Below are 24,712 nucleotides of genomic sequence, written 5' to 3'. Positions count from 1 at the left end.
CGTAGGGCGATCAGGCCTCCGACCCGCCCGGCATCCGCCGGGCAAGCGCGCAGAACCGTTCCAGATCAACCGTCTCGGCGCGATCGGTGGGCTCAATCCCGGCGGCCAGCAAGCGGTCCTCGATATCCGGGGCCGCCCCCTTGAGCGCCGCGCGCAGCATCTTGCGCCGCTGGTTGAAGGCGCGCGCCACGACCTGTTCGAGGATCTTGGGATCGGCAGGAAAACGCGGCTCGGCCAGCGCCGTCAGATGCACCACCGCGCTCGACACCTTGGGCGGCGGGATGAACGCCCCGGGCGGCAGATGCATGACAATGCGCGGCTCTGCCCGCCATTGCGCCAACAGCGCGAGGCGCCCATAGGCTTTCGATCCAGGTGCCGCCACGATCCGCTCTGCCACCTCGCGCTGAAACATCAGCGTCAGCGATTGCCAGAAGGGGGGCCAGTCACGCGGTGTCAGCCAACGTATCAGCAACTCCGTGCCGACGTTATAAGGCAGGTTCGCCACCACCCGAATGGGCGGCGTCAGATGCGCCAACGGATTGATGTCGAGCGCATCGCCGTTGATCACCTCCAGCCGCCCGTCCGAAACCGCCACAATCTCCTCCAGCGCAGGCAGGCATCGCGCATCCTTTTCGATGGCCAGCACCCGGCGCGCGCCTTCCGTCAGCAGACCGCGCGTCAGCCCGCCGGGCCCGGGCCCGATCTCCAGCACATCACAGCCCCTCAGATCGCCCGCCTGTCGCGCGATCTTGGCGGTCAGGTTCAGATCCAGCAGGAAATTCTGCCCCAGCGACTTGCGCGCCGATAACCCATGCGCCGCGATCACGCGCGCCAGCGGCGGCAGGTCGTTAAGCCCGCTCATCCCCGCCGCGCCCGGCCCATGGCCTGCGCCATGCGTAGCGCCTCAATGAGCGAGGTCGGGTTGGCCACCCCCTGCCCGGCGATGTCGAGTGCTGTACCATGATCGGGCGAGGTGCGGATGAACGGCAACCCGAGCGTGACATTCACGCCCCGGTCGAAATCCAGCGTCTTGATCGGAATGAGCGCCTGATCGTGATACATGCAAATGGCCGCATCATAGCCCGCGCGCGCCGCGCCGTGAAACATCGTGTCCGCCGACAGCGGCCCGCGCAGGTCAAGCCCCTCGCCGCGCAACCGCTCCAGAACCGGGGCGATCACCTCGATCTCCTCAGTCCCCATGCGCCCGCCCTCGCCCGCATGGGGGTTGAGGCCCGCCACGGCAAGGCGCGGCGCACTGATACCGAAATCGCGGATCAGCGCGGCATGGGTGATGCGGACCGTCTGCTCCAGCAGGTCGCCGGTCAGCGCCTGCGACACGTCCTTCAAGGGAATATGGATCGTCGCGGGCACCACGCGCAACGCATCCGAGGCCAGCATCATCACCACGCGCCCCACCCCCGCCAGATGCGCCAGGTACTCGGTATGGCCTGGAAAGGCGAACCCCGCCCCCTCCTGCAACGCCTGCTTGTGAATAGGCGCGGTGCAGAGCGCCAGCGCCTCACCCGCCTGCACCAGCCCCACCCCCCGCGCGATCACGTCGATCACGCCCTGCGCCTGCGCAGGCTGCGGCGTGCCGGCAATGCGCACCCCGGCAAAGTCATGCCGCAGCACCGGCAGGGCCTGCGCGCAGGCCGCCATTGCCTCGGCGGGGTGCTCGATCACCACATGCGGCGTGCCCTCGGGCAGATGCGCGGGATCACCGATCAGGAAAAACGGCAGATGCCCCCGCAACGCATCCCAGGCAGCGGCGGCGATTTCAGGGCCGATGCCGGACGGCTCGCCACAGGTCAGCGCGACCGGAACGCTCACTGCTCGACGATCCGCGCCTCGGCGCGCAGCTGCTCCAGAAAACTGTTGGCGAAGGACTCGATCCGTTGGTTGCGGATGAAGTTCGACAGATCCTCGACCGTGGGCTGCTCGCCTTCAAGCTTGGGTGTGCGACCACAGAGCATCAGAAAAACCAGCGTCTGCCCATTTGCCCGGGTGACATTGGCCGAGGTTTCACCGGGATCAAGCCGCGCCAGTTCAGCGGCGATATCGGCGGGGATCTCCTCGGGGGCCTTTGAGCCGCGCTCCAGCACCTCCGGCGGCTGACCCTGAGCCACGCCGTATAGGTCGTCACAGGTGTCGACCTCGGCGCGCACATCCGCAGCGCGCCGCAGCGCCTCCTCGCGACGCCCGCCTGGAATGTAATAGGCGGCATATTCAATGGCGGAATATTCCGGGACCGAGACAGCGGTCTCCTCGATATCGCGCATGAAGAACAGCGCAATCGCGCCGTCGATCGGCAGCGGATCCGACACCTCGCCGGGGGCCAGCGCCAGCACGATCTGGCGCAGCCCGGGCGGCAGGTCACTGGCCTTTGTCCAACTCATCCGCCCGCCTTGCCCCGCAGACCCGGCAGCGGAATGCTGCCGGGCGAAACCGGCAAACTCGGCCTCGGTATCGACCGTGCCGATGCGCGCCGCAAGGTCTTGCTGCGCCTCGGCCTCCTCCAGGCTTCTGATCGGCAGGATGATCTCCGACAGCAGCACCCGCACCGAAGAGCCGCTGGTCAGCGCCTGTGTCGCGCGCTCCAGATCTGCCTCGCTCACCGAAACGCGCGAGGAAAAGCGCGCGCGGGTGTACTCGCGCCAGGTGATCCCGGCGCGCACGAATTCGCGAAACGATTCCTCCGAGACACCGGATTGTTCAAGCCCCGCGATCAGCTGCTCTCCGGTCATGTCGGCCCGCCCGGCGAATTCCTCCATGCCGGTGCGCACTGCCTCGTCGTCAAGGGCAAGGCCCACGCCGCGCGCGGCATCGAGCTTGATGCGCTCCTCGATCAGTTGCTCGCGGGCCAGTTGCGCCGGGTCGCCCGGCGCGCGAAACAGGGTCAACATGCGCGCGCGCTGTTGCAACTCGTAACGGGTGATCGCCTGATCGTTCACAAAAATCACCGGCTCGAACAGATTTTGCGCCGCCGCCGGCACGATCGGAAGCGCCATGCCGATAAAGGCCGCGGCAAGAGACAGAGCCAGGCGGGCCATCGGGCGGCGGATACTCGGGGTCATGCTGATCAGTTCCTGCATTTGCGTGTAAAGCTCCGGTTCCGCGCCGCGGCCGAAAAGCCTTGTAGCGCCACCGTAAAGCCGATGTTGGTCTCGGGTTCAAGGATAGTCGACGTGGTGAACCGGCGCGAGACGGAAAGCGTGATATCCACGCATTCGTTGGAATAGGTCATGCCCGCACCCGCGCGCACGCTGCGATCGGTCGCAGTATCGTAGCGCCATTCGCCGCTGGCGGTCCAATGCCGGGCAAAGCGGTAACTGCCGTCGATCGACCATTCCGAGACGCTCGCATTGCGGCCCTCGCGCGGATCGCTGACCAGCCAGATATAGGTCGCGCCGATATCCGTGCGGTCGTTGCGCCAACTGGCGCGGGCCTCGGCCTTGGTGGCGTCGAACACCTCGTTGAACAGGCTACGCCCGGTCAGGACAAGACCGCCCACCGTGCGCAGCTGCGCGGCGAGCAGCAGATCCGAGCTGCGGTCGCGCAGGCCCGAGGACCGGGTGAAGCTGGTGCTGCCATCGGATTCGAGCAACCGTTCGTCGCGGAACACCTGCCCCATGGCCAGCCTGCCCTCCCAGCCGGTGGGGTCGATGCGGCTATAGCTCAGGCCATAGGCACCGCTATAGCCGCGCTCGCGCCGGTCCGGTGCGTTAAAGCGCGAGACGTTGAACAGATTGCCCTCGTCGAACTCGATCGCGGTGGTCTCATCCTGCGGGACGTCGGGGTTCGATCCGCCCGACCAGGCCAGTTGCACCACCGGTTCGATAACGTGGCTGACCCCGCCCAGGCCGGTCTTCATAAGCGGCCACCCCAGGCGGAGCGCCGCACTCGGCGTGATCTCGGTGGCATTGTCCCGCGCGGTGGTGCCGATCTGGCTGATCTCGAAATGATCGAGCGTGAGCCCGGTGCGGATATCGGCGCGCAGCCCCGCACCCAGAATCCAGCCCCGCTGCCAGTCGAGGCTCGAGGTAAAGCGCGTGACATCGCGGCCATCGGCAAAGCGGTCGGGGTCGGGCCCGTCGGTGATCAGGCCCGAGGTCCGCGCGTGGCTGTGCGCCGCGGCGGAAAACCGCAGCTCGCCACCCAGACGGGACGGAAAGAACCGGCGTTCGTATTCGGCATTGCCGATGATCGTCGGCAGAGTGGAATTGCGCTCGCCCACGCGCAGCGAATCGACCAGCGTGAACGCCCCGCGCACAAATTCGTCACGGCGCGCGCGCTCGATGGAAATCTCGCTCTCCAGCCGGTCTTTGTTGGAAAACCCGTGATCGAGCAGAAACGCGTCGTCGCTGGTCCATTCGACATTGAACCGCAGGGTAAAGTCGCGCGGCAGATCAAAGCGGCCCTCACCGAAGATATAACCCCTTGTGTCCTTTGGGCTGAAATCGTCATCGGAGATGGCCCCGTTGAATTCAATCTCGCCGGTCCGGAATGCCTGGCGATAGCGCAGTTCGAGCCGCCGCGAATCGGTGCCATAGAAAGGCGCCAGCGTCAGGTCGCGATGATCGCCCATGCGGATAAAGAACGGCACCCGTACCCCGGTGCCCAGCAGGCTGGAGTTGATGAGCGTGGGCACCAGAAATCCGGTCGCGCGCTCGACCGTCGGGTCAGGCAGGCGCAGGCGCGGCAGGTAAAACACCGGCACGTCGAGAATCCGGAACTGGGCGTTGTGAAAATAGATTTGGCGGTTCTGCTGATCGTGCACCATCCGCTCGGCACGGATCTGCCAGAGCGGCGGTTGCCCCGAATTGCAGATCCGGCAGGAGGTGACGGAGGCCTTGTAAAGCTCGTTGTAGCGCGCATCCGTGCGGCGCATCTGATGGGCGGCCAGTTGCAGCTGATCACGCATTACGATGCGCGCCCCGCGCAGGATACCGTCGGTCAGATCGCGATCGAGCTCGCCACTGTCAGCGACGACCACGGTCTCGCCATCGTCTTCGGTCAGGGTCATCGGGCCGGTGATGAACAGCCGGTCCTGCGCGCGGTCATAAACGATTTCCCGTGCGGTCAGACGACGGCCACGGTGCAGCGTCTCGACATTGCCGGTGGCGATCAGGCGCTCATCGGCCGTAAGGCGCACCTCGTCGGCCACCAGCATCGCCGCATCGCGCGCCGCGCCCTCCTGCGCCAGCGCCGCCCCCATCCAAAGCAGGAAAGCCACCAGTATCGAGCCCGCACGCGTCATCCATCCTCCAGATGCAACAAGAGTCCAACCGCAAGACACAGCGCCGCCAGCGGTGGTGCCCACCCCGCAAGCAGCACCGGAATCTGCCCGCTCTCACCCAGTATCTGCGCGAAATTGCGGATGTAATGCAACCCGAAGCCAACAAGTATCGCCGTCATGACCATAAGCCCGGCATTGCGCCCGCGCATGTGGCGCATGGTAAAGGCCGCCGACATCAGCACCAAAGCCACCAGAAACACCGGTCGCGCAAGCTCGCTGTGATACCAGACCGCATACCGCCGCGCCGAGAAACCGGCCCCCTCCAGCGCCGCGATGAAGTCTGGCAATTCCCAGATCGAGACATAGCGGGGCCGCCCGAAACTGTCGATGATGCGGTCCTGCGTCAGCTCCGACGGGATGGTCAGGCTTTCGACCTGCCGGGCCGCCGCCTCGGGATTGGTGCCGCGCGCAAGATCCCAGATCTTGGCATCGCTCAGATGCCACTCGCCCTGCGCCAGCCGCGCCTCGGTCGCCAGAACCCGGCGCAGCGGCGTGCCGTCGCCGGCAAAATTCAGAAAGGTCGGCTCATAAAGCGTGCCGAGATCGGAACTGGCGCGCAGCGCGAAGATGACGGTCTGCCCCTCCGCCCCCGCCTGCCGCAGCCACAGACCCTCGGCTGCGATGGCAAGCGCGGCGGTCTCCTGACCACGATAGCGATTGGCCAGGTCATGCTCGCGCTTGGAGGTGGCGGCGACGATGGGATTGCCGACCGCCAGCGCGACCAGCGCGATCGCGAGCGCGGCCAGACCCGGTGCCAGCAGGCCGCGAATGGCCGAGCGCCCCGAGGCGCGCAGCACCACCAGTTCGGACGACCGCGACAGCCGCAGGAACATCGCAACCGAGGCGAGGATCATCACCAGCGGCAGGATCTCGTAATTCGACCAGGGCATCTTGAGCAGCACGATCCCGAGCACATTGCGAAACGGCTGACCCGGAAAATCGCCCAGCTCGTCCATCAGTTCGATCATCACGATCAGCACCGCGAGGGCCGCCGCCACGGCGGCAAAACTGGTCAGAAAGCGCCGCGCGAAATAGAGATGCAGAATCATGCCCCCGCCCCCGCCAGACCGCGCCACGCACGTCGCACAGCCCGGCCCGGCATCTCGGGATGCATCGCCAGCCACAGCAGCAGCAGCGTCATGACAAGGCCGCTCAGCACCGGCAGATAGAGCAAGGGCCAGAGTGCGGCATGGACCAGAACCGGGGTCAGCACCGCGCTTTCGACCATCTTGAGGGCGATCAGCAGGCCAAAGGCCAGCACCACGCGCCGCCAGATCCCGAACCGGCTGAACCGGCCCACAAGCAGCGTGCAGAACCCCACCAGTGCCGCGATCACGCACATCAGTGCCGCCGTGAAGCGGCCGTGCAACTCCGCCATCACCGCACCCAGGCTGCGGCCCGTCCGCTCGGCCACCGCCTCCGGCTCGCGCAGCATCTCGCCGGTCGAGGCGAAGGCCACCTTGTTGAGGTTGATCGCCGCTCTCTCAATCAGCGTGCTGATATCATAGGAAAAATCGTCGAAATGCGTGGTGAAGAGCCGCGCGCCGCCGCGCTGCACGGTCTGGGCGAGCCCCGACACCATCACCAGCCGCACATCCTGCGCCTCCTGCACCAGATAGGCGCGCGACGAGGTATAGGTCACCGTCCTGTCCAGATCGCGCCGGTCCGACAGGAACACGTCGCGCAACTCGCCCTCGGGCGTGATCTCGCGGATGTAAAAGGTGATGCCGGGGGCGGGATGCAGAAACTCGCCCTCGGTCAGCAGCTTGACCGAGATGTTGCGCGACACCTCGTCCTGTCGCAGACGCAGCTGGCTCAGGCTGCTGGGAATGAGAACATGCGCCAGCACCGACATCAGCGCCGCGACGATCACCCCGAAGACCAGCACCGCACGCACCAGCCGCAGCGGCGAAAAGCCGGTCGCCTGAATGATCGTCAGCTCGCTTTCGACCACCAGCCGGTGCATCACATGGACCGAGGCGGCAAAGGCCGCGATCGGCAGGATGACGCCGATCACCCCCGGCAGCGTGAGCGCGGTAAACTCCAGAAACACCAGCGTGGACTGCCCGTCGGCGATCAGACGGTCGAACATCCGAACCGCCTTGTTGATCCAGAAGATGGCGATCAGGACAAGCGCGAAGAACCCGAACAGAACCATGAATTGCGACAGCATGTATCTGTCGAATCTGGTCACTGTCTTCCCCCACCGCTGACGACTTGGCCCGCAACCTAGCCGAATTGGCCGGGCGGGAAAACTGCTAACTGGTCATCGGCGGCCAGCCGCGCTAGGTCTGGACCGAACCAACAGAGGAGCCGTTTCATGACCACGCCCGTTTCCGTTTCCTTCGCCGAGACCGATCTCGACGCCATCGCGCATGCCGAGGGCCGCGTGGCCGTGATCCTGACCCCCGACGGCAAGCTCGATCAGGCGGCGCGGCGGGTCAACCGGTTGACCAAGGGCACGCTGGCGCGCATCGCCGAAAGCGGCGCGCTGGAGAAGAAGAAACCGGGCGATATCGTGACCCTCGCCTGGCCCGTAGGCCTCGCCGCCGAGGCGCTCGATATCGTCGTGCTGCCGCGCAATGCCAATGTCGAGGACAGCCGCCGCGCTGGTGTGGCACTCGGCCGGGCCAAGGGCGACAAGGCCCTGACGATCCTGGGGGCATCGCTGAAACGCCCGGTTGAGGTGGTTCTCGGTGCGGTGCTGCGCGCCTACGAGTTCACCCCGCACAAAACCGGCGACAAGGCCGAGGCCGGGCCGATCACCGTGATGGTCGCCAAACCGTCGGAGATCGAGGCCGAGGCCGCCCCGGCGCTCGCCGTGGCCGAGGGCGTGTTCTTCTCCCGTGATCTGGTCAGCGAGCCGGCCAATCACCTCACCACCACCGAATTCGCCAACCGCATCGCCGCGATGAAAGACCTCGGGCTCAAGATCACCGTGCTCGAGGAAAAGGACATGGAAAAACTCGGTATGGGCGCGCTCCTGTCGGTCGGACACGGCAGCATCAGCCCGACCAAGCTGGCAGTGATGGAATGGCACGGCGGCCCCAAGGGCGAGGCGCCCCTCGCGCTCGTTGGCAAGGGCGTGGTGTTCGATACCGGCGGCATAAGCCTCAAGCCCGCGCAGGGCATGGAGGACATGACCATGGACATGGGCGGCGCGGGCGTGGTGGCGGGCGTCATGCGCACGCTTGCGCGGCGTGGCGCCAAGGCCAATGTCGTGGGCCTCGTCGGGCTAGTGGAAAACATGCCCTCGGACCGCGCCACGCGGCCCGGCGACGTCGTGACCTCGATGAAGGGCGACACGATCGAGGTGATCAACACCGACGCCGAAGGCCGCCTGCTGCTCGCGGACGTGCTGTGGTACGCACAGGAAACCTATCGCCCACGCGGCGTAATCGACCTTGCCACGCTCACCGGGGCGTGCATCGTCGCGCTCGGCCATGAGAACGCCGCCGTTCTCAGCAATGACGACGCGCTCTGCGACGCCTTCCTAAAATCCGCGAAATCCGAGGGCGAAGGTGCGTGGCGTCTGCCCCTGGGCAAGGCCTATGCCGACATGATGAAAAGCCAGATCGCCGATATCAAGAACTCTGGCGGGCGGCCTGCGGGCACGATCACGGCGGCCGAATTCCTGCACCGCTTCATTCAGGACGGCATGCCCTGGGTGCATCTCGACATCGCTGGCGTCGCCAGCGTGAAATCTGACACGCCCTACGCCCCCAAGGGTGCCTCGGGCTGGGGGGTGATGGCGCTCAACCGCCTGGTCGCGGACATGCTTGAGAACGACTGATGGGCGCGGCCTATTTCTATCACCTCACGCAACGCCCGCTCGAGGTGACCCTGCCCCTGCTTCTGGGCAAGGCGCTTCAGGCGGGCTGGCGCGTGGCGGTGCGCGGGCGCGACCCGGGGCGCATGGACCGGCTCGACCAAAAGCTGTGGCTGGGACCGGAGGACGGATTTTTGCCGCACGGTCTGGCGGGTGGCCCGCATGACGCCGATCAGCCCGTGCTGCTGACCACCGGTGCGGACCACCCCAACGGTGCGGTCTGCGTGATGGCGGTGGATGGCGCCGAGGTCGCCCCGCACGAGGTACAGGCGCTGGAACGTGTCTGCATCCTCTTCGACGGCAATGACGCGGAGGCCGTCAACTTGGCGCGCGGCCAGTGGAAGGCGCTGACAGCGACGGGCTGTTCGGCGCAATACTGGTCCGAGGCGTCCGGCAAATGGGAGAAGAAGGCCGAGGCGTGACAGGCCTGTTGGGGTCGTTGCCGTCAACGAGATGAGCCGCGCAGCGCCAAGCTGACAAAGGCACCGGTCGCGCAGATCGTGGTGATCTGCCACAGCCCGCCGTCTATCAGCGGCGCCAGGCCCAGACCATAACTCAGGTCAGGCGGCGCGATACTTATGGGCCAGAGGTTGAAGGTGCCCTGTTGCGCTGTCCCCCAAAAAATCAGGATGGTCCCAAGGAGGGCGAAAGCCGCCCAAAAGCCCAGTCAATATTGGTCCAATGGCAGCGGGCGGTGCGTCAGGGTCGCGCCGGGCGCGGTGGCGGTTCGGCGTCTGACCGCGCTCAGACCTTGGTGGCCGAAACCGGCGGCGTCACCCGCCGCTTGAGCACCGCCTCTCGCCACGAGATGAAGCTCACCGAACCCACGATCACCGTGCCCCCCAGCACGACGAACATGTCCACCCCCTCGCCAAAGACCAGCGCGCCCAGAAGTACCGCCCACACCAGTTGCAGAAAAGTAACCGGCTGCGTCACCGTCAGCGGCGCCGACCGAAACGCCAGCGTCATCGTGTAATGGCCGCCGGTAGCGAGGCACGCAACAGCGAAGAGCACGCCCAATTCCCACAACGTGGGCGTCACCCAGACCGCCCAGGCCATCGGCGCAAGCCCCACCGTGACCGTGATCGACAGCATCGCCACGACCACGCCCGCGCTCACCCGGCCCGAGATCATCTTGGCCAGCAGGTAGGAGCCGCCGAAAAAGATCGCGGTAAACAGCATCGCCAGATGACCGCCGCCCACCTCGCGAAACCCGGGGCGCAGGATGATCAGCGCACCGCAAAGCGCCACCACCACCGCCAACACCCGGCGCGCCGCCAATGTTTCGCCAAGGAAAAGGGCAGCCCCCAGTGTCACGTAAATCGGCGAGAGGTAATTCATCGCCGTCACATCGGCGATTGGGATGCGCGCCATGGCGTAGAACCACAGCGCCACGCCCAATGTGTGAAACGCCCCGCGCGCGCCGATCAGCCCCCAGGTGCCCCGGTCGAGCCGCAGATCGCGCAAGGTGGTCAGCAGCGGCAACAGAAAGACGAGCCCGAGCAGATAACGCAGGAACGCCGCCTGCGGGGCGGGCACCCGCGTGCCCAGGACCTTCACCAGCGCCGTGACCCCGACAAAGAGAAGCCCCGTCACCACCATCCAGAAGATACCCCAGCCGGGACGTGCGGCGGCCTCCGCCCTGATCGTCTCATTCGCGCTCATGCCCGGCATTAACTCATGTCGTGCGGGATCTGTCGAGCGCGGGCGAGATGGATATTCATGCACTACTTGCAACACCCTGTCCCACCTGACGCATAACTCAGGGCAGCGGAATGAACTCCGCGTCATCTTTCGGCGGCAGTCTGAACCGCCCCCGCGCCCAGTCTCCGGCCGCCCAATCCGCTTTGGCTGCCTCGATCTTCTCGCGGCTTGAGGCCACGAAATTCCACCAGATATAACGCGGCCCGTTCAGCGTCTCGCCGCCCAGCACGATCAGCCGCGCGCCCTGCTCGCCTGCGCGCAGCCCGATCCGGTCGCCGGGGCGAAAGACCATCATCTGCCCGGCCTCGAAGACCTGCCCCGCCACCTCGACCGCGCCTGCGATCACGTAAACGCCGCGATCCTCGTGATCTTCGGGCAGCGGCAGGCCCGCCCCCGGCACAAGCCGCACATCGGCATAGAACATATCCGTAAAGGTGCTTACCGGTGCCGCAGCCCCCCAGGCCCGTCCCATGATCAGCCGCGCCTGCGCGCCGCCCGCCTCCAGCACCGGCAGCACGTCCTTGCCGTAATGCTCGAAGCTTGCAGCGCGCTCCTCTTCCGCGTCCGGCAGGGCGACCCATGTCTGGATGCCAAAGAGCTTGCTCTCACCGCGCCGGGTGGCGTCGCTCGTGCGTTCCGAATGGGTCACACCGCGCCCCGCCACCATCCAGTTGACCGCGCCGGGATGAATCATCTGATCGGTCCCGAGACTGTCACGATGCTGAAACTCACCCTCAAAGAGATAGGTCACCGTGCCCAACCCGATATGCGGATGCGGGCGCACGTCGATACCCTGCCCGATCACAAACTCCGCCGGGCCCATCTGATCGAAAAAGATGAACGGCCCCACCATCTGCCGTCGCGGCGCGGGCAGCGCCCGGCGCACCTCAAACCCGCTGATATCGCGGGCGCGCGGCACGATCACGGTCTCTACCGCATCAAGCCCCGCCTCGGGGCAGACCGGCTCAACTGTCGGGTTCCAGCTCATCGCGCATCCTCCAGGCTTTTGCCCAGAATAGCACGATCACGCCCGCCGCTCAGCCCCAAGCCCCGCACAGCCCTGTGCAGGTTCATCCCTTCAGCAGGCTCGCGGCGATTGCCCACATCACCGCCCCCACGCCCACATCCAGCACCCGCCAGCTGACCGGACGGCGAAAGACCGGGGCAAGCAACCGCGCGCCATAGCCCAGTGCGAAGAAGAACACGAAACTCGCGCAGACCGCGCCGATGCCGAACCCCAGCCGATTCTCGTACTGCGCCGAGACCGAACCCAGGAGTACCACCGTATCGAGATAGACATGCGGATTGAGCCAGGTCAGCGCCAGACAGGTCAGCACCGCACGCCGCAGGCTGCCCGCGCCCGTCCCTGCCTCCAGCGCCGCGCCCCCGCGCCAGGCGGCCCGGAAACTGCGCGCGCCGTAAACCAGCAGGAACGCCGCGCCGCCATAGCGCATCACCCGCTCCAGCCCCGGCACCGCCTCGGCCAGCGCGCCGAATCCGCTGACCCCCGCCGCCACCAGCATCGCATCCGAGATCGCGCAGACCAGCACCACCGCCAGCACATGCTCTCGCCGCAGCCCCTGCCGCAAGACAAATGCATTCTGCGCCCCGATCGCCAGGATCAACGAAAATCCCAACGCGAACCCCGCCAGCCCTGCCTGCATGCCCCTGCCCTTTCTTCTTGGTAGAAATACTCAAAATCCGACCGCAGCCACCAAAGGCCCTGCCTATCGCCGGGCACGGGATTATTCAAACTCAATCGCTGGTCCTGCATGATGCGCCCGTCACGGCTCTCGCGCCGGGGCGCGCATCTCCCACCCGGCCGAGACCGGGCTTGCCCTTTGCCACGGCGCGTCCTAACACGAGATCCATGAAAATACTCTTTCTCGGTGATGTGATGGGGCGCGCGGGGCGCGCGGCGGTGGCGGACAAACTGCCCGGCCTGCGCGCGGCGTGGAAGCTCGATTTCGTGGTGGTCAATGGCGAGAACGCCTCGGGCGGGATGGGGCTCACAAGCGCGCATGCCAAGGGTCTCTTCGAGGCCGGGGCCGATTGCGTGACACTGGGCGATCATGCTTTTGACCAAAAAGACATGTTGCAGGCCATTGAGCGCGACAGCCGCATAATCCGCCCGCTCAACTATTCCAAGGTGGCGCCGGGCCGGGGCGCGCGGGTCTTCACCGACGGGCGCGGACGCAAGATCCTCGTGGCGCAGGTGCTGGGTAACGTGTTCATGCGCCGCGCGTTCGATGATCCGTTCTCGGCCATCGACGCCACGCTGCGCACCCACCCCCTTGGCGGCGCGGTGCAGGCGGCGCTCGTTGATGTGCATTGCGAGGCGACCTCCGAGAAGATGGCGATGGGCCATTTCTGCGATGGCCGCGCAAGCCTCGTGGTGGGCACCCATACGCATATTCCCACCGCCGACACCCAGATCCTGCCCGGCGGCACCGGGTTTCAGGGCGATGCGGGCATGTGCGGCGATTACTATTCGGTCATCGGCATGGACAAGACCGAGCCGATGCGCCGTTTCGTGACCGGCATGGGCCGCGAACGCTTTACCCCCGCCATGGGGGCGGTCACACTCTCGGGCGTCTACCTCGAGACCGACGACACCACCGGCCGCGCCACGCGGGTCGAGATGGTGCGGCAGGGCGGGCGGCTCACGCAGGCGGGGCCGGATTAACGCCAGCTGATCTCGAACCGGCAGGCCGTGGCAGCCGCAGGCGTGGCCTTGATCGCGGTCTCCTCCAGACAAGCCAGCCCCCGGCACGCAGCGCGCGCCCGGCACGTCCTCCTGCGCTAGCTTGCGAGTGCATTCCATGACATGGATCGACGGGGTGATGGCGGTGACGCCGATCACATCGGGCTGCAACTCGCGCATATGGCCCGCCAGATAGGCGACCCGGGCGGGTGGCCAACTGCCCGCGATCTAGGCGCCGCCGGGCTGGTAATCGGGGTGGACAGGCACGATGCGCATGGTGATATCTTCCTGTCCTGTCAGATCAGGCTATCAGAGGATGTGTCCAGATTAGGTGAGATATATCGAACCCACGCGATACCGACATGATACCGATGCAATACCGCCCCCGCCGGGCCGTGTGAGAGGGGCGTTGCCCTGCCGCGCATCACCGGATAAAAGGCGGCAGATTTGCGAAAATGCAGGAGAAGGCACCATGGCCGGCCATTCCAAATGGGCGAATATTCAACACCGCAAGGGGCGGCAGGATGCCGTGCGGGCAAAACTATTCTCCAAGTTCTCCAAGGAGATCACCGTCGCCGCCAAGATGGGTGACCCGGATCCCGACAAGAACCCCCGCCTGCGCCTCGCGATCAAGGAAGCCAAGGCGCAGTCCATGCCCAAGGACAATATCGAACGCGCCATCAAGAAGGCCTCGGGCGGCGATGCCGAGGATTATGAAGAAATCCGCTACGAAGGGTACGGACCGAACGGCGTCGCGGTGATCGTCGAGGCGATGACCGACAACCGCAACCGCACCGCATCGACCGTGCGGTCGACTTTTTCCAAGAACGGCGGGAACTTGGGCGAGACCGGCAGCGTCGGCTTCATGTTCGAGCGCAAGGGCGAGATCACCTATCCGGCCGAGGTAGGAGACGCCGACACGGTAATGATGGCAGCCATCGAGGCGGGCGCCGAGGATGTCGAGAGCGCCGAAGACGGCCACGTGATCTGGTGCGGGGATACCGATCTCAATGACGTGGCGACCGCGCTCGAGGCGGATCTGGGCGAAAGCGAATCGACCAAGCTGGTGTGGAAGCCCACCACCACCACCGAGATGGATCTCGAAAACATGCAAAAGCTGATGAATCTGATCGAGGCGTTGGAGGACGACGACGACGTACAGCGCGTCACCACCAATTTCGAGGCTTCCGACGAGGTGATGGAGCAGCTTTGACGGCCAGCGTTGCCATGCCGACTAGGTGCTGATGCGGTAACGCGCCTTGTACTCGACCGGAAAATTCACCGAGCGCGCGATGAAGCAATAGTCATGCACCCGGGCATGAAGCGCGTCCGCCGCTTTCAGGTCGGTCCCCTGCGCCACGCTGATCCGGGGGCGCAGCGTGGCGTGCAGAAACCGGCTCGCGCCGGTGGCATCGGTCTCGCCTGTGGCCAGGGGATCGTCCTCGTATCCGGTCACGATCACACCGGCATCGCTCGCCAGATGCAGGAACCACAGCATGTGACAGGCCGAGAGCGCGGCGATCAGCATGTCCTCGGGATTGTGCAGCGCCGGGTCACCGCCAAGAAGTGGATCGTTGGAACAGGGAATGACCGGCTTGCCCGGCGTCTCCACGTTCCAGGTTCGGGCATACCCCTTGTAATCGCGGGTGCCAGTGCCGCGATTGCCGGTCCAGACCACACGCGCGCTATACTCATGTTCGGCCATTGCCCTGCCCTCCAACCGTTGACGGCACAGACCTCAGGTCAGCCGAAAATCCGCTCGCCCTGCTCGTCGATCACCTGTTTCGCCTTGCGGATCGAGAACGCCTCGGCGTTCTCAAGACTGCGCAATGTATCGGCGCGCAGGAGGTGATGCACCCTGACCTCGCCGTCCACATCCTTCTCAATCCGGGCGCCGACGCGATAGCCGTCGGCATCCGATTGCGGGGCGGCGATGATGCGGAACTCCTTGTAGGTCTCCGAGGGTTCCACCCGCGTCTCGGGCTTGGTACCCCCTCCGAACAAGCGTGACAGGATCGACATGCGACCTCCTATTTGGCGTGACCGCGCAAGCCAGGCGCGGCAATGGTCATGGCAGCGGCACCGGATGTCCATTGCCGCCCGGATCACAGGATAAACCAGACGAGGCGCGCGGTCCATGCGCCGCGCTCGGAACCTCGCCAAGGGATCCCGCTGCGCCACGCGCGCGGGTGTGCCGTTGACAGGGTTGCTCTGTAAATCGGACAGTTCAGGCCGAACGTGCCGTCTCCTGCGTCCGTCCGGCCTCGGCGGCGACGCGCTCGGCCAGACGCAACGAGAGCGCGATGATCGTTAATGTCGGGTTCGACCAACCGCCCGTCGGAAAGACCGAACTGCCCGCAATCCAGAGATTGTCCACGCCGTGCAAGCGGCACTCGGGATCGACCACGCTGCTTGCTGGATCGGTGCCCATGCGCGTGGTGCCCATGTGATGATAGCCGCCGAGCGCATGGCCACTGATCGTCGGATCCGCGGGCCAGCCCGCCGTCGCGTCATCGAGCCAGTCGGCACGGGCGAAGCCGCCGATGCCCTCCCGGTCGAGCGTGGCACCAAAGACCTCACCCATCGCGCGGGCTGTGGCCACCTCCTGCGCGCCGATGCGCCAGTCGAGCCGCGCCATCGGCTGACCAAGCGCATCGCGCTGCGCGCTCAGCGTGATCCGGCTTTCGGGATCGGGGGCCTGTTCAGCGCGCACCATGACCTGAAAGCTGCCCGCCCCCGCCGCGATCTGCGCCCGGCGCAGGGCCATCTCGGCGCGCTGAACGACGGCCCGGTCAACCAGCGATTTCATGCTCCAGATGCGCCGCACGAGTCGGTTGGGCGAGCCCCGATGGCGCACCTCCTCGTAGAGGCGCGCAAACACGGACCGGCCACCGTTCGGACGGTATTTCAGCGTCACCGCTGCGTTGAGCACACCACGCGCCTCCTGCTCGGCATCGGGCAGACGCAGGGCCGGGGTAAGCTTGGCACCGGCCTTGTGAAAGGCGCGGTAGGCCTGCCACAGCCGCAAACCGTCCTGCCCGTGCACACAACCGATCAGGGCGCGGGGATGCTCCATGAAATAGCGGCCCACCTGATCCTGCGCGTTGCCCAGCCCCATCGGCATGGTGCCCCGCGCATTGAGCAAAAGGCGCGGATTCTCGATTCCGCCCGCCGCCAGCACCACCTGCCCCGCCCGCAGCCAGCGCCGTTGACCGTCGCGCCCGGCCAATTGCAGATCCTGCACATGGCGCGCCTGCGGGTCGGTCACGATATCCACCAGCGTCGCCCCGAGCAGGATGCGCATATCGTCGGCCTGCACCAGATCCTGGCAGTTGGGTAGACCAAAGCGCCAGAACGCGTGGTCGAATTGCCAGAACGCGGTATCGAGCCCCGCGCGTTCCAGCGGAAAATCCGGCAGGTCGAGCACCTTGCGCAGGCGTGCGTCGAAGTGCTCGAACCGCAGGTCAAGCCCGGCACCCGCCTTGCGCAGCCACGGCGCAAGCGCGGCCTCATCGATCGGCCATCCGCTTTGCGGCACCCAGGGTCGGGCGCGATAATCTATCGGATCGAGCGGCATGCAGCGCCCGCCCCATATCGCCGTGGTGCCGCCGAAAAAGCGCAACCGCGCATCGCGCAGATCGTAATAGGGCTGGCCGCGGGTCTCTCCGATCGAAAGATCCTGCACCTCGGGCTGATAATCCGCATCCCCCGATTCGACGAGACAGACGGACAAGCCACGCCCCAGCAGGGCGCGCGCCAGGGTAATGCCCGCAGCCCCCGCGCCGACGATGGCGACATCCGCATGAATCCGCGCATCCGGCGCGTGCTCCGTTAACCGGTTCAGCATGTTATCCCCCACGTCCGATGCGACTGCTCTTGCCAGCAACGATACACGCTGTCACCCCGCCTTGCGCGCCACATACCGAAACGTGACCGAAATCGCGCACTGTGTGACCCGGCCCGCCCATAGCCGGGCGCGACCGTCACGCCGCCTCGGCGGCGACCATCTGGATTCGCTCGATCATCGCACGCAACCCATTGGAGCGCTGCGCCGAAAGGTGATCGTTGAGTCCCAGGCGTGCAAGCTCCGCCGTCGCGTCCACCTTTGGCACCTCCGCGACCGGCCTGTCGTTATAGAGCGCACGCAGCACTGCGATCAGCCCGCGCACGATCATCGCATCGCTGTCGCCGTCAAAGCTGAACCTGCCCTGCTCAATCCGGGCATGCAGCCAGACCTGGCTGGCACAGCCCTCGACCTTGGTGGCCGGCACCCTGAGTGCATCGTCAAGCGGAGCCATCGCCTTGCCGCGCTCGATCACATAACGATAGCGATCCTCCCAATCCTCGAGGAAATCGAAATCATCGACAATCTCTTCAAATGCCGCGCTCGTCATGGGGTGCTCCTTGTGTTCCTGAGCAACACCTAGGCAGGCTGCCCCCGAAGGTCCAGTCTCGGCTTGCACCTTTTCAAACGGATCCGGATGCGATAACCCGAGCCAAGGATATCAGAGGCGGATGACATGCAGAGGCGGGTTTTTCTTTCCATGGCCGGGGCATTTGTGCTGGCGGGCTGCGGCGGGTCGCGATTGAACCCGCGCAACTGGTTCGGGCGCAGCAGCGAACGGCGCCGTGCAAAGGCCGAGGCCCCGGCCGAACCGACCAATCCGCTGATTCCCGAGCGCGAAAATACAATCTTCAGCCGTCGGCGGGAACCCGAGACCTACGAGGGCACACTCGTGGATCAGGTCACGGTTCTGGAGGTGAAACCCACCACCGACGGTGCCATCGTCCGGGTTGAAGGCCTGCCGCTGCGTCAGGGGGTCTTCGATGTGCGTCTCGTGCCGGGCACGCCTGAGGCGGAGCCGGTGGACGGGGTGCTCGTCTTCGAATTGCGCGCGATACAGCCAGACAATACACCACAGGGTTCCGAGCGGTCGCGGCGCGTCATGGCTGCGGTCGCGATATCGAAACAGACCGTCGAGCGCACCTCGGAAATCCGCGTCCTAGGCGCACGAAACGAGCAGATCAGCCATCGCTGACCATTTCTGTTTCGGCCCTTGCCTGCGCTCAGATCTCCACCGGCTCGACCGCGCTGCCTTTGACCGCCAGCGCGATCTCACCTTCGCAGAGCCGTAACGCATCGTGACCGAACACATCGCGCCGCCAGCCGCGCAAAGCCGCCACGTCGCGGGTGCCGCCCGCCATGGCGTCGAGATCGGCAGCGCTGGCGATCAGCTTGGCCGCGACCCCATAGGTCTCGCTCTTGGCCTTCAGCAGCACGCGCAGCAGATCGGCGAGCGCGGGATTGACCTGCTGGCGATCCGCGCTCTTGTCGGGCACGGGCAGGTTCTCCTGTGGACACTCCAATCCCGCCCGGACCGCCGCCAATATACCCTCGGCGATCTCACCCTTTCGCGCCTCTCGCAGCAGCAGCCGAGAGCGGCCCAGATCCTGCACGCTCTGCGGTTTGGTCGCGGCCAGTTCGACAAGCGCATCATCCTTGTAGACCCGGCTACGCGGGACGTTACGGCTCTGCGCATAGTCTTCGCGAAACCGTGCCAGTTCACGCAAGAGCGCTAGAAAGCGCGGCGACGTATTGCGCGTCTTGATACGCTGCCAGGCCTCACTCGGTTCGGTGCGATAGGTTTCGGGATCGGTCAGCACGCGCAGCTCTTCCTCGACCCATTTGTCACGCCCGCTGCTGGCCAGTTTCCGGGCGAGAAATTCATAGATCCCGCGCAGATGTGTCACGTCCGCCAGGGCGTATGTCTTTTGCGCATCGGTCAAAGGGCGGCGCGACCAGTCGGTGAACCGCGAGCTTTTGTCGAGCGACTGCTTGGCTATCTTCTTGACCAGCGTCTCATAGCCCGCCTGTTCGCCGAAGCCGCAGACCATCGCCGCCACCTGCGTGTCAAATAGCGGCGCGGGGATCACTCCCGCCTCGACCTGGAAAATCTCCAGGTCCTGCCGCGCGGCATGAAACACCTTGACCACCGACGGATCGCGGAACAGCTCGTAAAGCGGCTCCAGCGAGAGGCCCTCACCGGCTAGCGGATCGACCAGGACGGCGCTGTCATCCTCCTTGCCGGGTACGGCCAGCTGCACCAGGCAGAGCTTGGAATAATAGGTGCGTTCGCGCAGGAATTCGGTATCCACGGTCACGTAATCATGCTGCTGTGCCTTGGCGCAGAACGCCGCGAGATCGTCTGTTGTGGTGATGGTCTTCATGGGGTCCGCTGTCTACTTTCGTTCTTGTCTTGTCCGCCCTGCACCGCCCCCCATGCCCCAGCTATAGACGAGAACGCGCGGAATGCAAACGCCACCCGCCCGCACAGTCAGGGCAGATAAAGCGGGGCAGTCTCACCCGCCGCAAATCGGCGCAGCGCCATCGGATAAAGGATATGCTCCTGCTCCAGCACCCGCGCGGCCAGGCGCTCGGGCGTGTCGTCGGGCCGAACCACGACGCGCGCCTGCCCGAGGATCGGGCCATCGTCCAGTGCAGGCGTGACCTCGTGGACAGTGCAGCCCGCCTCGCGCTCACCCGCCGCAATGGCGCGCGCATGGGTGTTGAGACCGCGATATTTCGGCAAGAGCGACGGATGAATATTGATCATCCGCCCTTGCCAAGGCGTCACGAAGCCCGCCGTGAGAACCCGCATGAAACCCGCAAGGCAGATGATGTCGATCCCATAGGTCGCGATCCGCGCCGCAATCTCGGCTTCAAAGCCTGCCCGGTCGGCCCCATGCGGCCGGTGATCCACCACCTCGGTCGCAATCCCGCGCGCGCGCGCCCAGGCGATCCCGCCCGCATCGGCATTGTTCGACAGCACGAGCGCGGGCCGCGCGGGATGATCGTCCGCCATGTCCTCGACCAGCGCCCGCATGTTCGAGCCGCCCCCGGACAGAAAGATCGCGACCCGCCTGGTCAAAGGAGATGGCCCGTGTAGCACACCGCCCCCTCGCCCGCCGTGACCTGCCCGATCCGGTATACGGTCTCACCCGCGCCTTGCAGCACCGCCTCGACCGCGTCGGCCTGCGCCGGGTCCACCGCCACGACCATGCCGATCCCGGCATTGAAGGTCTTGAGCAATTCGCCCTCTGCCATCCCCCCGGTCTCGGCCAGCCAGCGGAACACGCCCGGCAGCTCCCATGCCCCAAGGTCGATCTCGGCCCCCGTGCCCTCGGGCAGCACGCGCGGCAGGTTCTCGGTCAAACCGCCGCCGGTGATATGGGCCAGCGCATGCACGCCGCCCTCCGAGATCGCCTCCAGCACCGGCCGCACATAGAGCCGCGTCGGCGTCAGTAGCGCCGCCCCCAGACTGCCCTCACCCCAGGGGCAGGCATTCTCCCATCCCAACCCTGACATCTCGACGATCCGCCGCACCAGACTGTAGCCATTGGAATGCACCCCGTCCGACGCGAGCCCCAACAGGATGTCGCCCTCGGCCACGCCCGCAGGCAGCTCGTGGCCACGCTCCATCGCGCCCACGGCAAAGCCCGCCAGATCGAAATCCCCCGCCGGGTACATGCCCGGCATCTCCGCCGTCTCGCCGCCGATCAGCGCGCAACCAGAACCCTCACAGCCCCGCGCGATCCCTTCGATCACCTGCGTCGCCTGATCAAGCGCGAGCTTTCCGGTCGCGAAATAATCCAGAAAGAACAGCGGCTCCGCACCCTGGCAGATCAGGTCGTTGACGCACATCGCCACCAGATCGACGCCCACACCCCCGACATGGCCGGTGTCGATGGCAATCCGCAGCTTGGTGCCCACGCCATCGGTGGCCGCGACCAGAACCGGATCACAATAGCCCGCCGCCTTGAGATCAAAGAGCCCGCCGAACCCGCCAAGTCCCGCCATCACACCGGGGCGTACTGTGCGCTTGGCGGCAGGCTTGATCCGTTCGACCAGTGCATTTCCCGCGTCGATATCGACGCCGGCCTCTGCATAGGTGATCCCGTTTCGCGTATCGGTCATGGCTGTCCCCGTCGGATGAATGCGCCACCCGTTAGCCCATCAGCACCCGCCACGCAACGTCAAAGCCTTGACCTCCCCCCGGGCTACACTTACGACGAACATCAGGTCGGGCCTGTAGCTCAATTGGTTAGAGCAGAGCGCTCATAACGCTTTGGTTGGGGGTTCGAGTCCCTCCGGGCCTACCAAAATTCTGTAAAAACAATAACTTGCGCATACGTTGGGGCAAATGCCATGTTATTGGATTTCAAAGGCTTGCGGTGCGTCTGTTCCCATGCCCCGTCAGTGGTAGCGCCCCAAACACAATGGCACGGGCCACCGCGACACGCTGGCGCTGCCCGCCCGGATTGAGCAACAGCCGCCGACCCGCGAAAAGGCGTGTTGCGCGCCGGAGGTGATGAAGACCTGCTGCGGGTGACATTTGATCCCCTTGAGCGCACTGAGATGCGCGGCGATGGCCCGGCGCAGCACGTCGAGCCCCTTGGGCAGACCAAAGCCCATCACATCGCTGCCCTCCCCGCAAATGCCGCGCCGACAGCCGCGCCCAACGGGCCATCGGAGAGGCCGTAGGGCTGCCGGTGACGCCGCATTGCGTCAGCCTGTCGCTGGTGACGCTCTTCACCATGCACATTCTACGCGCGATACCGAACGTCGGGAAATACCTGGAGTTCTCTATCGAGAGGCCGGATTACTATCCTTGGTAACGGGGTCTCTTCACCTCCCCCCTACCGGATCGAAGACGGCAACGCTGCGGTGACCGGCGCCCCCGGCTGGGGGGCCGAGATCAACCCCGAATGGCTCGCGCGGGCGGATTACCGGGTGACAAGGTCAGGCTGATCGCCCTGTACAAGGGAAAGGCCCGACGCCGCAGCGCTATCGGATGGCCGCGCCTCGACGGTTCAACAGGCAGACGGGCCAGCCCTCCGATGCGTCGCTCAGAAGGACGGCGGCGTGCAGGCGCTCACGATCTTGCAGACCTCTGTCCCGGTATTGCGAAACCGGTGGGGCAGACGGCTGTCGAATAGATATCCGTCGCCGGGTTTCAGAACTCTGACCTGATCGTCGACGGTGATTTCGATCTGCCCCTCGATCACGATGCCCGCCTCTTCACCCACATGGCTGAGACGTTCCGGCCCGGTATCGGCATTCGGCGGATAGGTCTCGTCCAGAATTTGCAGGGCATGATGGCTGGCATTGCCAAGCTGCCGCAATGAGACCGCTGTCTGGCCCGATTGGGGCGCAATCTCGGTGAACTCGTCCGGGCCGAAGAAATATTTGCTGTTCGGGGCGTCTTCGATCGTAGCAAAGAATTCCGCAATGCTCATGGGAATCGCATCCAGCAGACTTTTGAGCGAAGCCACCGAGGGGCTGGTCTTGTTCTGCTCGATCAGCGAGATCGTTCCGTTCGTCAACCCTGCCCGCGCGGCAAGTTCCCGCTGAGACAAGCCATGCGCCTTGCGTATTTCCTGAAGCCTGTTGCCGATGTCCACGTCTCGCTTCCTTTGCGGCTTTGCGATAATCTTTTGCAAGATCAGGGTCGTACACGCAACCCCATGCTGTAACCGGCGCGGCTATTAAATCGTCTGCCTTGCTCGCATCTGTCGCAGTCTGACATCGCGGTGGCAGAAACAGGATTGACAGGTAAATTAAACGGATTATGAGAATTTTAAACACATCCCACAAGGGGCCAGTGTTCATATGAACCAGGAGACATCATCATGTCCAACACCGTAAAGAAAAAGCCCCGCAAGGCCGCCGCCGCGTCGAAACCGAAGATCTCGGTCGTGCCGGATGCCGCACGTGAGGCGCAAAGCAATGCCGCGCTCCTCGCGCGGCGTGAGGCATCGGTGGCGCGCGGTGTGGCCTCTGCGGCACCGGTCTTTGCAAGTCATGCCGAGAACGCAGAGCTTTGGGATGTCGAAGGCAACCGTTACATTGATTTCGTCGGCGGTATTGCCGTGCTCAACACCGGCCACCGCCACCCCAAGGTGATCGCCGCCGCCAAGGCGCAGGAAGATCACTATACCCATACCAGCTTTCAGGTTGTGCCCTACGAACCCTATGTCGCCCTGGCCGAGAAACTGAACGATCTGGCCCCCGGCGATCACGCCAAGAAGTCGCTTTTGGTCACCACCGGCGCCGAAGCGGTTGAAAACGCGGTCAAGATTGCCCGCGCGGCCACCGGGCGCCCGGGCGTTATCGCCTTTACCGGCAGTTATCATGGCCGCACATTGCTGACGCTTGGCATGACCGGCAAAATCTCTCCTTACAAAAAGGATTTCGGACCATTCCCGTCGGATATCTTCCGCGCACCGTTCCCGAGCGTGCGTGACGGCATCACCGTGCAGGACGCGCTGACCGGCTTGCAGAACCTTTTGCTGACCGATGCCCAGCCCGAGCGGATTGCCGCGATCATCATCGAACCGGTGCTTGGCGAGGGCGGGTATACCCCGGTGCCCTTCGAGATGATGCAGGCCCTGCGCGATATTTGCGACACCCACGGCATCCTGCTGATCGCAGACGAGATTCAGGCCGGTTTCGGACGCACCGGCACATGGTTCGCGGTTGAACATTCGGGCGTTGTGCCGGATCTGATCACCGTCGCCAAGTCGATGGCGGGCGGCTATCCGCTCGCCGGTGTGATCGGTCGCGCCGAGGTGATGGATGCGGTCATCCCCGGTGGTCTGGGGGGCACGTATGGCGGCAACCCGGTGGCCTGTGCCGCAGCGCTCGCCGCAATCGAGGCAATCGAGGAAGAAGGTCTGCTTGCCCGCTCCACGGCGCTTGGCGAGCATTTCCGCACCCGCCTTGCCGAGATCGGCGCGCGCGTGGCACCGTTCCGCATGTGGGACATTCGCGGCCTTGGGGCCATGCTCGCGGTCGAATTCGTCACCGACTTTGACAGTGCCACACCCGATGCCGCGCTGACCAGGGCGGTTGTCGCACATGCGCTCAAGCGCGGTCTGATCCTGCTGTCCTGCGGGATGCATGGCAACGCGCTTCGGATCATGGTGCCGCTGACCGCGTCGGATGCGATCATCGACGAGGGCCTCGCGATCTTCGAGGCCGCCCTTGTCGATGCCATCGCGGACCTGCACGGTCACGCCTGATCGAGACGACGAAAAGGGGCGGGCATCGTGCCTGCCCCTTGCGCGTGGCTGCGCGCCCGTTTCGACCACGGGCGCGCATCGGTCTCTCGGGAATGGC

At 65.3% G+C, this 24,712-nt stretch carries 24 protein-coding genes, 1 tRNA gene and 3 pseudogenes; 8 read left to right on the top strand and 20 right to left on the bottom strand.

Annotated features, from left to right (window positions below; genetic code table 11):
• Positions 1–10 precede the first annotated feature (10 nt).
• The 6 genes from rsmA to lptF are packed head-to-tail and all read right to left on the bottom strand — an operon-like array spanning position 11 to position 7,469.
• Complete coding sequence (rsmA, locus tag BHD06_RS13680) at positions 11–862, bottom strand: 16S rRNA (adenine(1518)-N(6)/adenine(1519)-N(6))-dimethyltransferase RsmA (RefSeq protein WP_080457532.1); 852 nt, start codon at positions 860–862, stop codon at positions 11–13.
• Positions 859–1,830: a 4-hydroxythreonine-4-phosphate dehydrogenase PdxA gene (gene pdxA / locus BHD06_RS13675; RefSeq protein WP_080457531.1), complete on the bottom strand. Its 972-nt coding sequence runs from the start codon at positions 1,828–1,830 to the stop codon at positions 859–861. Before pdxA ends, rsmA begins: the two co-directional genes overlap by 4 nt.
• A complete protein-coding gene (locus BHD06_RS13670) occupies positions 1,827–3,074 on the bottom strand; it encodes a peptidylprolyl isomerase (RefSeq protein WP_254892418.1) in 1,248 nt (415 codons plus the stop codon). Before BHD06_RS13670 ends, pdxA begins: the two co-directional genes overlap by 4 nt.
• A 5-nt stretch (positions 3,075–3,079) precedes the next feature.
• Positions 3,080–5,257, bottom strand: coding sequence for an LPS-assembly protein LptD (locus tag BHD06_RS13665; RefSeq protein ID WP_080457529.1), 2,178 nt, complete (start codon positions 5,255–5,257; stop codon positions 3,080–3,082).
• Positions 5,254–6,345 carry an LPS export ABC transporter permease LptG gene (gene lptG, locus BHD06_RS13660; protein WP_080457562.1) on the bottom strand — a complete coding sequence of 364 codons (1,092 nt, stop codon included), beginning with the start codon at positions 6,343–6,345 and terminating at the stop codon, positions 5,254–5,256. The genes BHD06_RS13665 and lptG overlap by 4 nt, the downstream gene beginning before the upstream one ends.
• On the bottom strand, positions 6,342–7,469 hold the full coding sequence (lptF, locus tag BHD06_RS13655) for an LPS export ABC transporter permease LptF (protein WP_080457528.1): 1,128 nt from the start codon (positions 7,467–7,469) through the stop codon (positions 6,342–6,344). The genes lptG and lptF overlap by 4 nt, the downstream gene beginning before the upstream one ends.
• A gap of 147 nt (positions 7,470–7,616) precedes the next feature.
• Between lptF and BHD06_RS13650 the strand changes: the two genes are divergently transcribed.
• Positions 7,617–9,089 carry a leucyl aminopeptidase gene (locus BHD06_RS13650; RefSeq protein ID WP_080457527.1) on the top strand — a complete coding sequence of 491 codons (1,473 nt, stop codon included), beginning with the start codon at positions 7,617–7,619 and terminating at the stop codon, positions 9,087–9,089.
• Complete coding sequence (locus tag BHD06_RS13645; RefSeq protein ID WP_080457526.1) at positions 9,089–9,547, top strand: DNA polymerase III subunit chi; 459 nt, start codon at positions 9,089–9,091, stop codon at positions 9,545–9,547. The genes BHD06_RS13650 and BHD06_RS13645 overlap by 1 nt, the downstream gene beginning before the upstream one ends.
• A gap of 38 nt (positions 9,548–9,585) precedes the next feature.
• Here the strand turns inward: BHD06_RS13645 and BHD06_RS13640 are convergent.
• The 4 genes and pseudogenes from BHD06_RS13640 to BHD06_RS13625 form a co-directional block, all read right to left on the bottom strand.
• Positions 9,586–9,780 (bottom strand): annotated as a pseudogene (locus BHD06_RS13640) (photosynthetic reaction center subunit L); the annotation flags it as partial.
• An 89-nt stretch (positions 9,781–9,869) separates the two neighbouring features.
• Positions 9,870–10,799, bottom strand: coding sequence for a DMT family transporter (locus BHD06_RS13635; protein WP_376764853.1), 930 nt, complete (start codon positions 10,797–10,799; stop codon positions 9,870–9,872).
• 88 nt (positions 10,800–10,887) lie between these two features.
• The gene (locus tag BHD06_RS13630) at positions 10,888–11,817 is read right to left on the bottom strand and encodes a pirin family protein (protein ID WP_080457525.1); all 930 of its coding nucleotides are present in this window, start codon (positions 11,815–11,817) and stop codon (positions 10,888–10,890) included.
• An 82-nt stretch (positions 11,818–11,899) separates the two neighbouring features.
• On the bottom strand, positions 11,900–12,493 hold the full coding sequence (locus tag BHD06_RS13625; protein ID WP_080457524.1) for a LysE/ArgO family amino acid transporter: 594 nt from the start codon (positions 12,491–12,493) through the stop codon (positions 11,900–11,902).
• 206 nt (positions 12,494–12,699) lie between these two features.
• Between BHD06_RS13625 and BHD06_RS13620 the strand changes: the two genes are divergently transcribed.
• Positions 12,700–13,515 (top strand): TIGR00282 family metallophosphoesterase, encoded by an 816-nt coding sequence (locus tag BHD06_RS13620; protein WP_080457523.1) that lies wholly within the window; start codon positions 12,700–12,702, stop codon positions 13,513–13,515.
• Between the two features lie 78 nt (positions 13,516–13,593).
• On the opposite strand, the pseudogene BHD06_RS24765 reads toward BHD06_RS13620, so the two are convergent.
• Positions 13,594–13,761, bottom strand: a pseudogene (locus BHD06_RS24765) (magnesium-protoporphyrin IX monomethyl ester cyclase); the annotation flags it as partial.
• A gap of 244 nt (positions 13,762–14,005) precedes the next feature.
• Between BHD06_RS24765 and BHD06_RS13610 the strand changes: the two are divergent.
• Entirely contained in the window at positions 14,006–14,746 is a 741-nt protein-coding gene (locus tag BHD06_RS13610; RefSeq protein WP_080457522.1) for a YebC/PmpR family DNA-binding transcriptional regulator, read from the top strand.
• Positions 14,747–14,767: 21 nt separating this feature from the next.
• On the opposite strand, the gene BHD06_RS13605 is transcribed toward BHD06_RS13610, so the two are convergent.
• The 4 genes from BHD06_RS13605 to BHD06_RS13590 form a co-directional block, all read right to left on the bottom strand.
• Positions 14,768–15,238, bottom strand: coding sequence for an OsmC family protein (locus BHD06_RS13605; protein ID WP_080457521.1), 471 nt, complete (start codon positions 15,236–15,238; stop codon positions 14,768–14,770).
• A gap of 38 nt (positions 15,239–15,276) precedes the next feature.
• Entirely contained in the window at positions 15,277–15,555 is a 279-nt protein-coding gene (locus tag BHD06_RS13600) for an HlyU family transcriptional regulator (protein ID WP_080457520.1), read from the bottom strand.
• 205 nt (positions 15,556–15,760) lie between these two features.
• Positions 15,761–17,380 carry an FAD-dependent oxidoreductase gene (locus BHD06_RS13595; protein ID WP_080457519.1) on the bottom strand — a complete coding sequence of 540 codons (1,620 nt, stop codon included), beginning with the start codon at positions 17,378–17,380 and terminating at the stop codon, positions 15,761–15,763.
• 136 nt (positions 17,381–17,516) lie between these two features.
• The gene (locus BHD06_RS13590) at positions 17,517–17,927 is read right to left on the bottom strand and encodes a SufE family protein (RefSeq protein WP_080457518.1); all 411 of its coding nucleotides are present in this window, start codon (positions 17,925–17,927) and stop codon (positions 17,517–17,519) included.
• A 126-nt stretch (positions 17,928–18,053) separates the two neighbouring features.
• Between BHD06_RS13590 and BHD06_RS13585 the strand changes: the two genes are divergently transcribed.
• Complete coding sequence (locus tag BHD06_RS13585) at positions 18,054–18,572, top strand: hypothetical protein (protein ID WP_080457517.1); 519 nt, start codon at positions 18,054–18,056, stop codon at positions 18,570–18,572.
• Positions 18,573–18,600: 28 nt separating this feature from the next.
• Here the strand turns inward: BHD06_RS13585 and rnd are convergent, their stop codons facing one another.
• The 3 genes from rnd to purM all read right to left on the bottom strand — a co-directional run bounded on the left by rnd (position 18,601) and on the right by purM (position 21,508).
• Positions 18,601–19,761: a ribonuclease D gene (gene rnd / locus BHD06_RS13580; RefSeq protein WP_080457516.1), complete on the bottom strand. Its 1,161-nt coding sequence runs from the start codon at positions 19,759–19,761 to the stop codon at positions 18,601–18,603.
• A gap of 107 nt (positions 19,762–19,868) precedes the next feature.
• A complete protein-coding gene (purN, locus tag BHD06_RS13575; RefSeq protein ID WP_080457515.1) occupies positions 19,869–20,462 on the bottom strand; it encodes a phosphoribosylglycinamide formyltransferase in 594 nt (197 codons plus the stop codon).
• Entirely contained in the window at positions 20,459–21,508 is a 1,050-nt protein-coding gene (gene purM, locus BHD06_RS13570; protein WP_080457514.1) for a phosphoribosylformylglycinamidine cyclo-ligase, read from the bottom strand. Before purM ends, purN begins: the two co-directional genes overlap by 4 nt.
• A 108-nt stretch (positions 21,509–21,616) precedes the next feature.
• On the opposite strand from purM, the gene BHD06_RS13565 reads away from it, so the two are divergent.
• Positions 21,617–21,693: transfer RNA gene (locus BHD06_RS13565), tRNA-Ile, on the top strand.
• 94 nt (positions 21,694–21,787) lie between these two features.
• Here the strand turns inward: BHD06_RS13565 and BHD06_RS13560 are convergent.
• Positions 21,788–22,006, bottom strand: a complete 219-nt coding sequence (locus BHD06_RS13560; RefSeq protein ID WP_176214358.1) for a hypothetical protein — start codon at positions 22,004–22,006, stop codon at positions 21,788–21,790.
• 53 nt (positions 22,007–22,059) lie between these two features.
• On the opposite strand from BHD06_RS13560, the pseudogene BHD06_RS24350 reads away from it, so the two are divergent.
• Positions 22,060–22,342 (top strand): annotated as a pseudogene (locus BHD06_RS24350) (enolase C-terminal domain-like protein); the annotation flags it as partial.
• 98 nt (positions 22,343–22,440) lie between these two features.
• Here the strand turns inward: BHD06_RS24350 and BHD06_RS13550 are convergent.
• A complete protein-coding gene (locus tag BHD06_RS13550; protein WP_080457513.1) occupies positions 22,441–22,995 on the bottom strand; it encodes a cupin domain-containing protein in 555 nt (184 codons plus the stop codon).
• 228 nt (positions 22,996–23,223) lie between these two features.
• Between BHD06_RS13550 and gabT the strand changes: the two genes are divergently transcribed.
• Entirely contained in the window at positions 23,224–24,615 is a 1,392-nt protein-coding gene (gene gabT, locus BHD06_RS13545; protein ID WP_080457512.1) for a 4-aminobutyrate--2-oxoglutarate transaminase, read from the top strand.
• Positions 24,616–24,712 lie beyond the last annotated feature (97 nt).

This window comes from Roseovarius sp. A-2, assembly GCF_002072155.1.
GTDB lineage: Bacteria > Pseudomonadota > Alphaproteobacteria > Rhodobacterales > Rhodobacteraceae > Roseovarius.
Note: the sequence above shows the minus strand (reverse complement) of the source record. Positions and strands in the feature narration are given on the sequence as shown.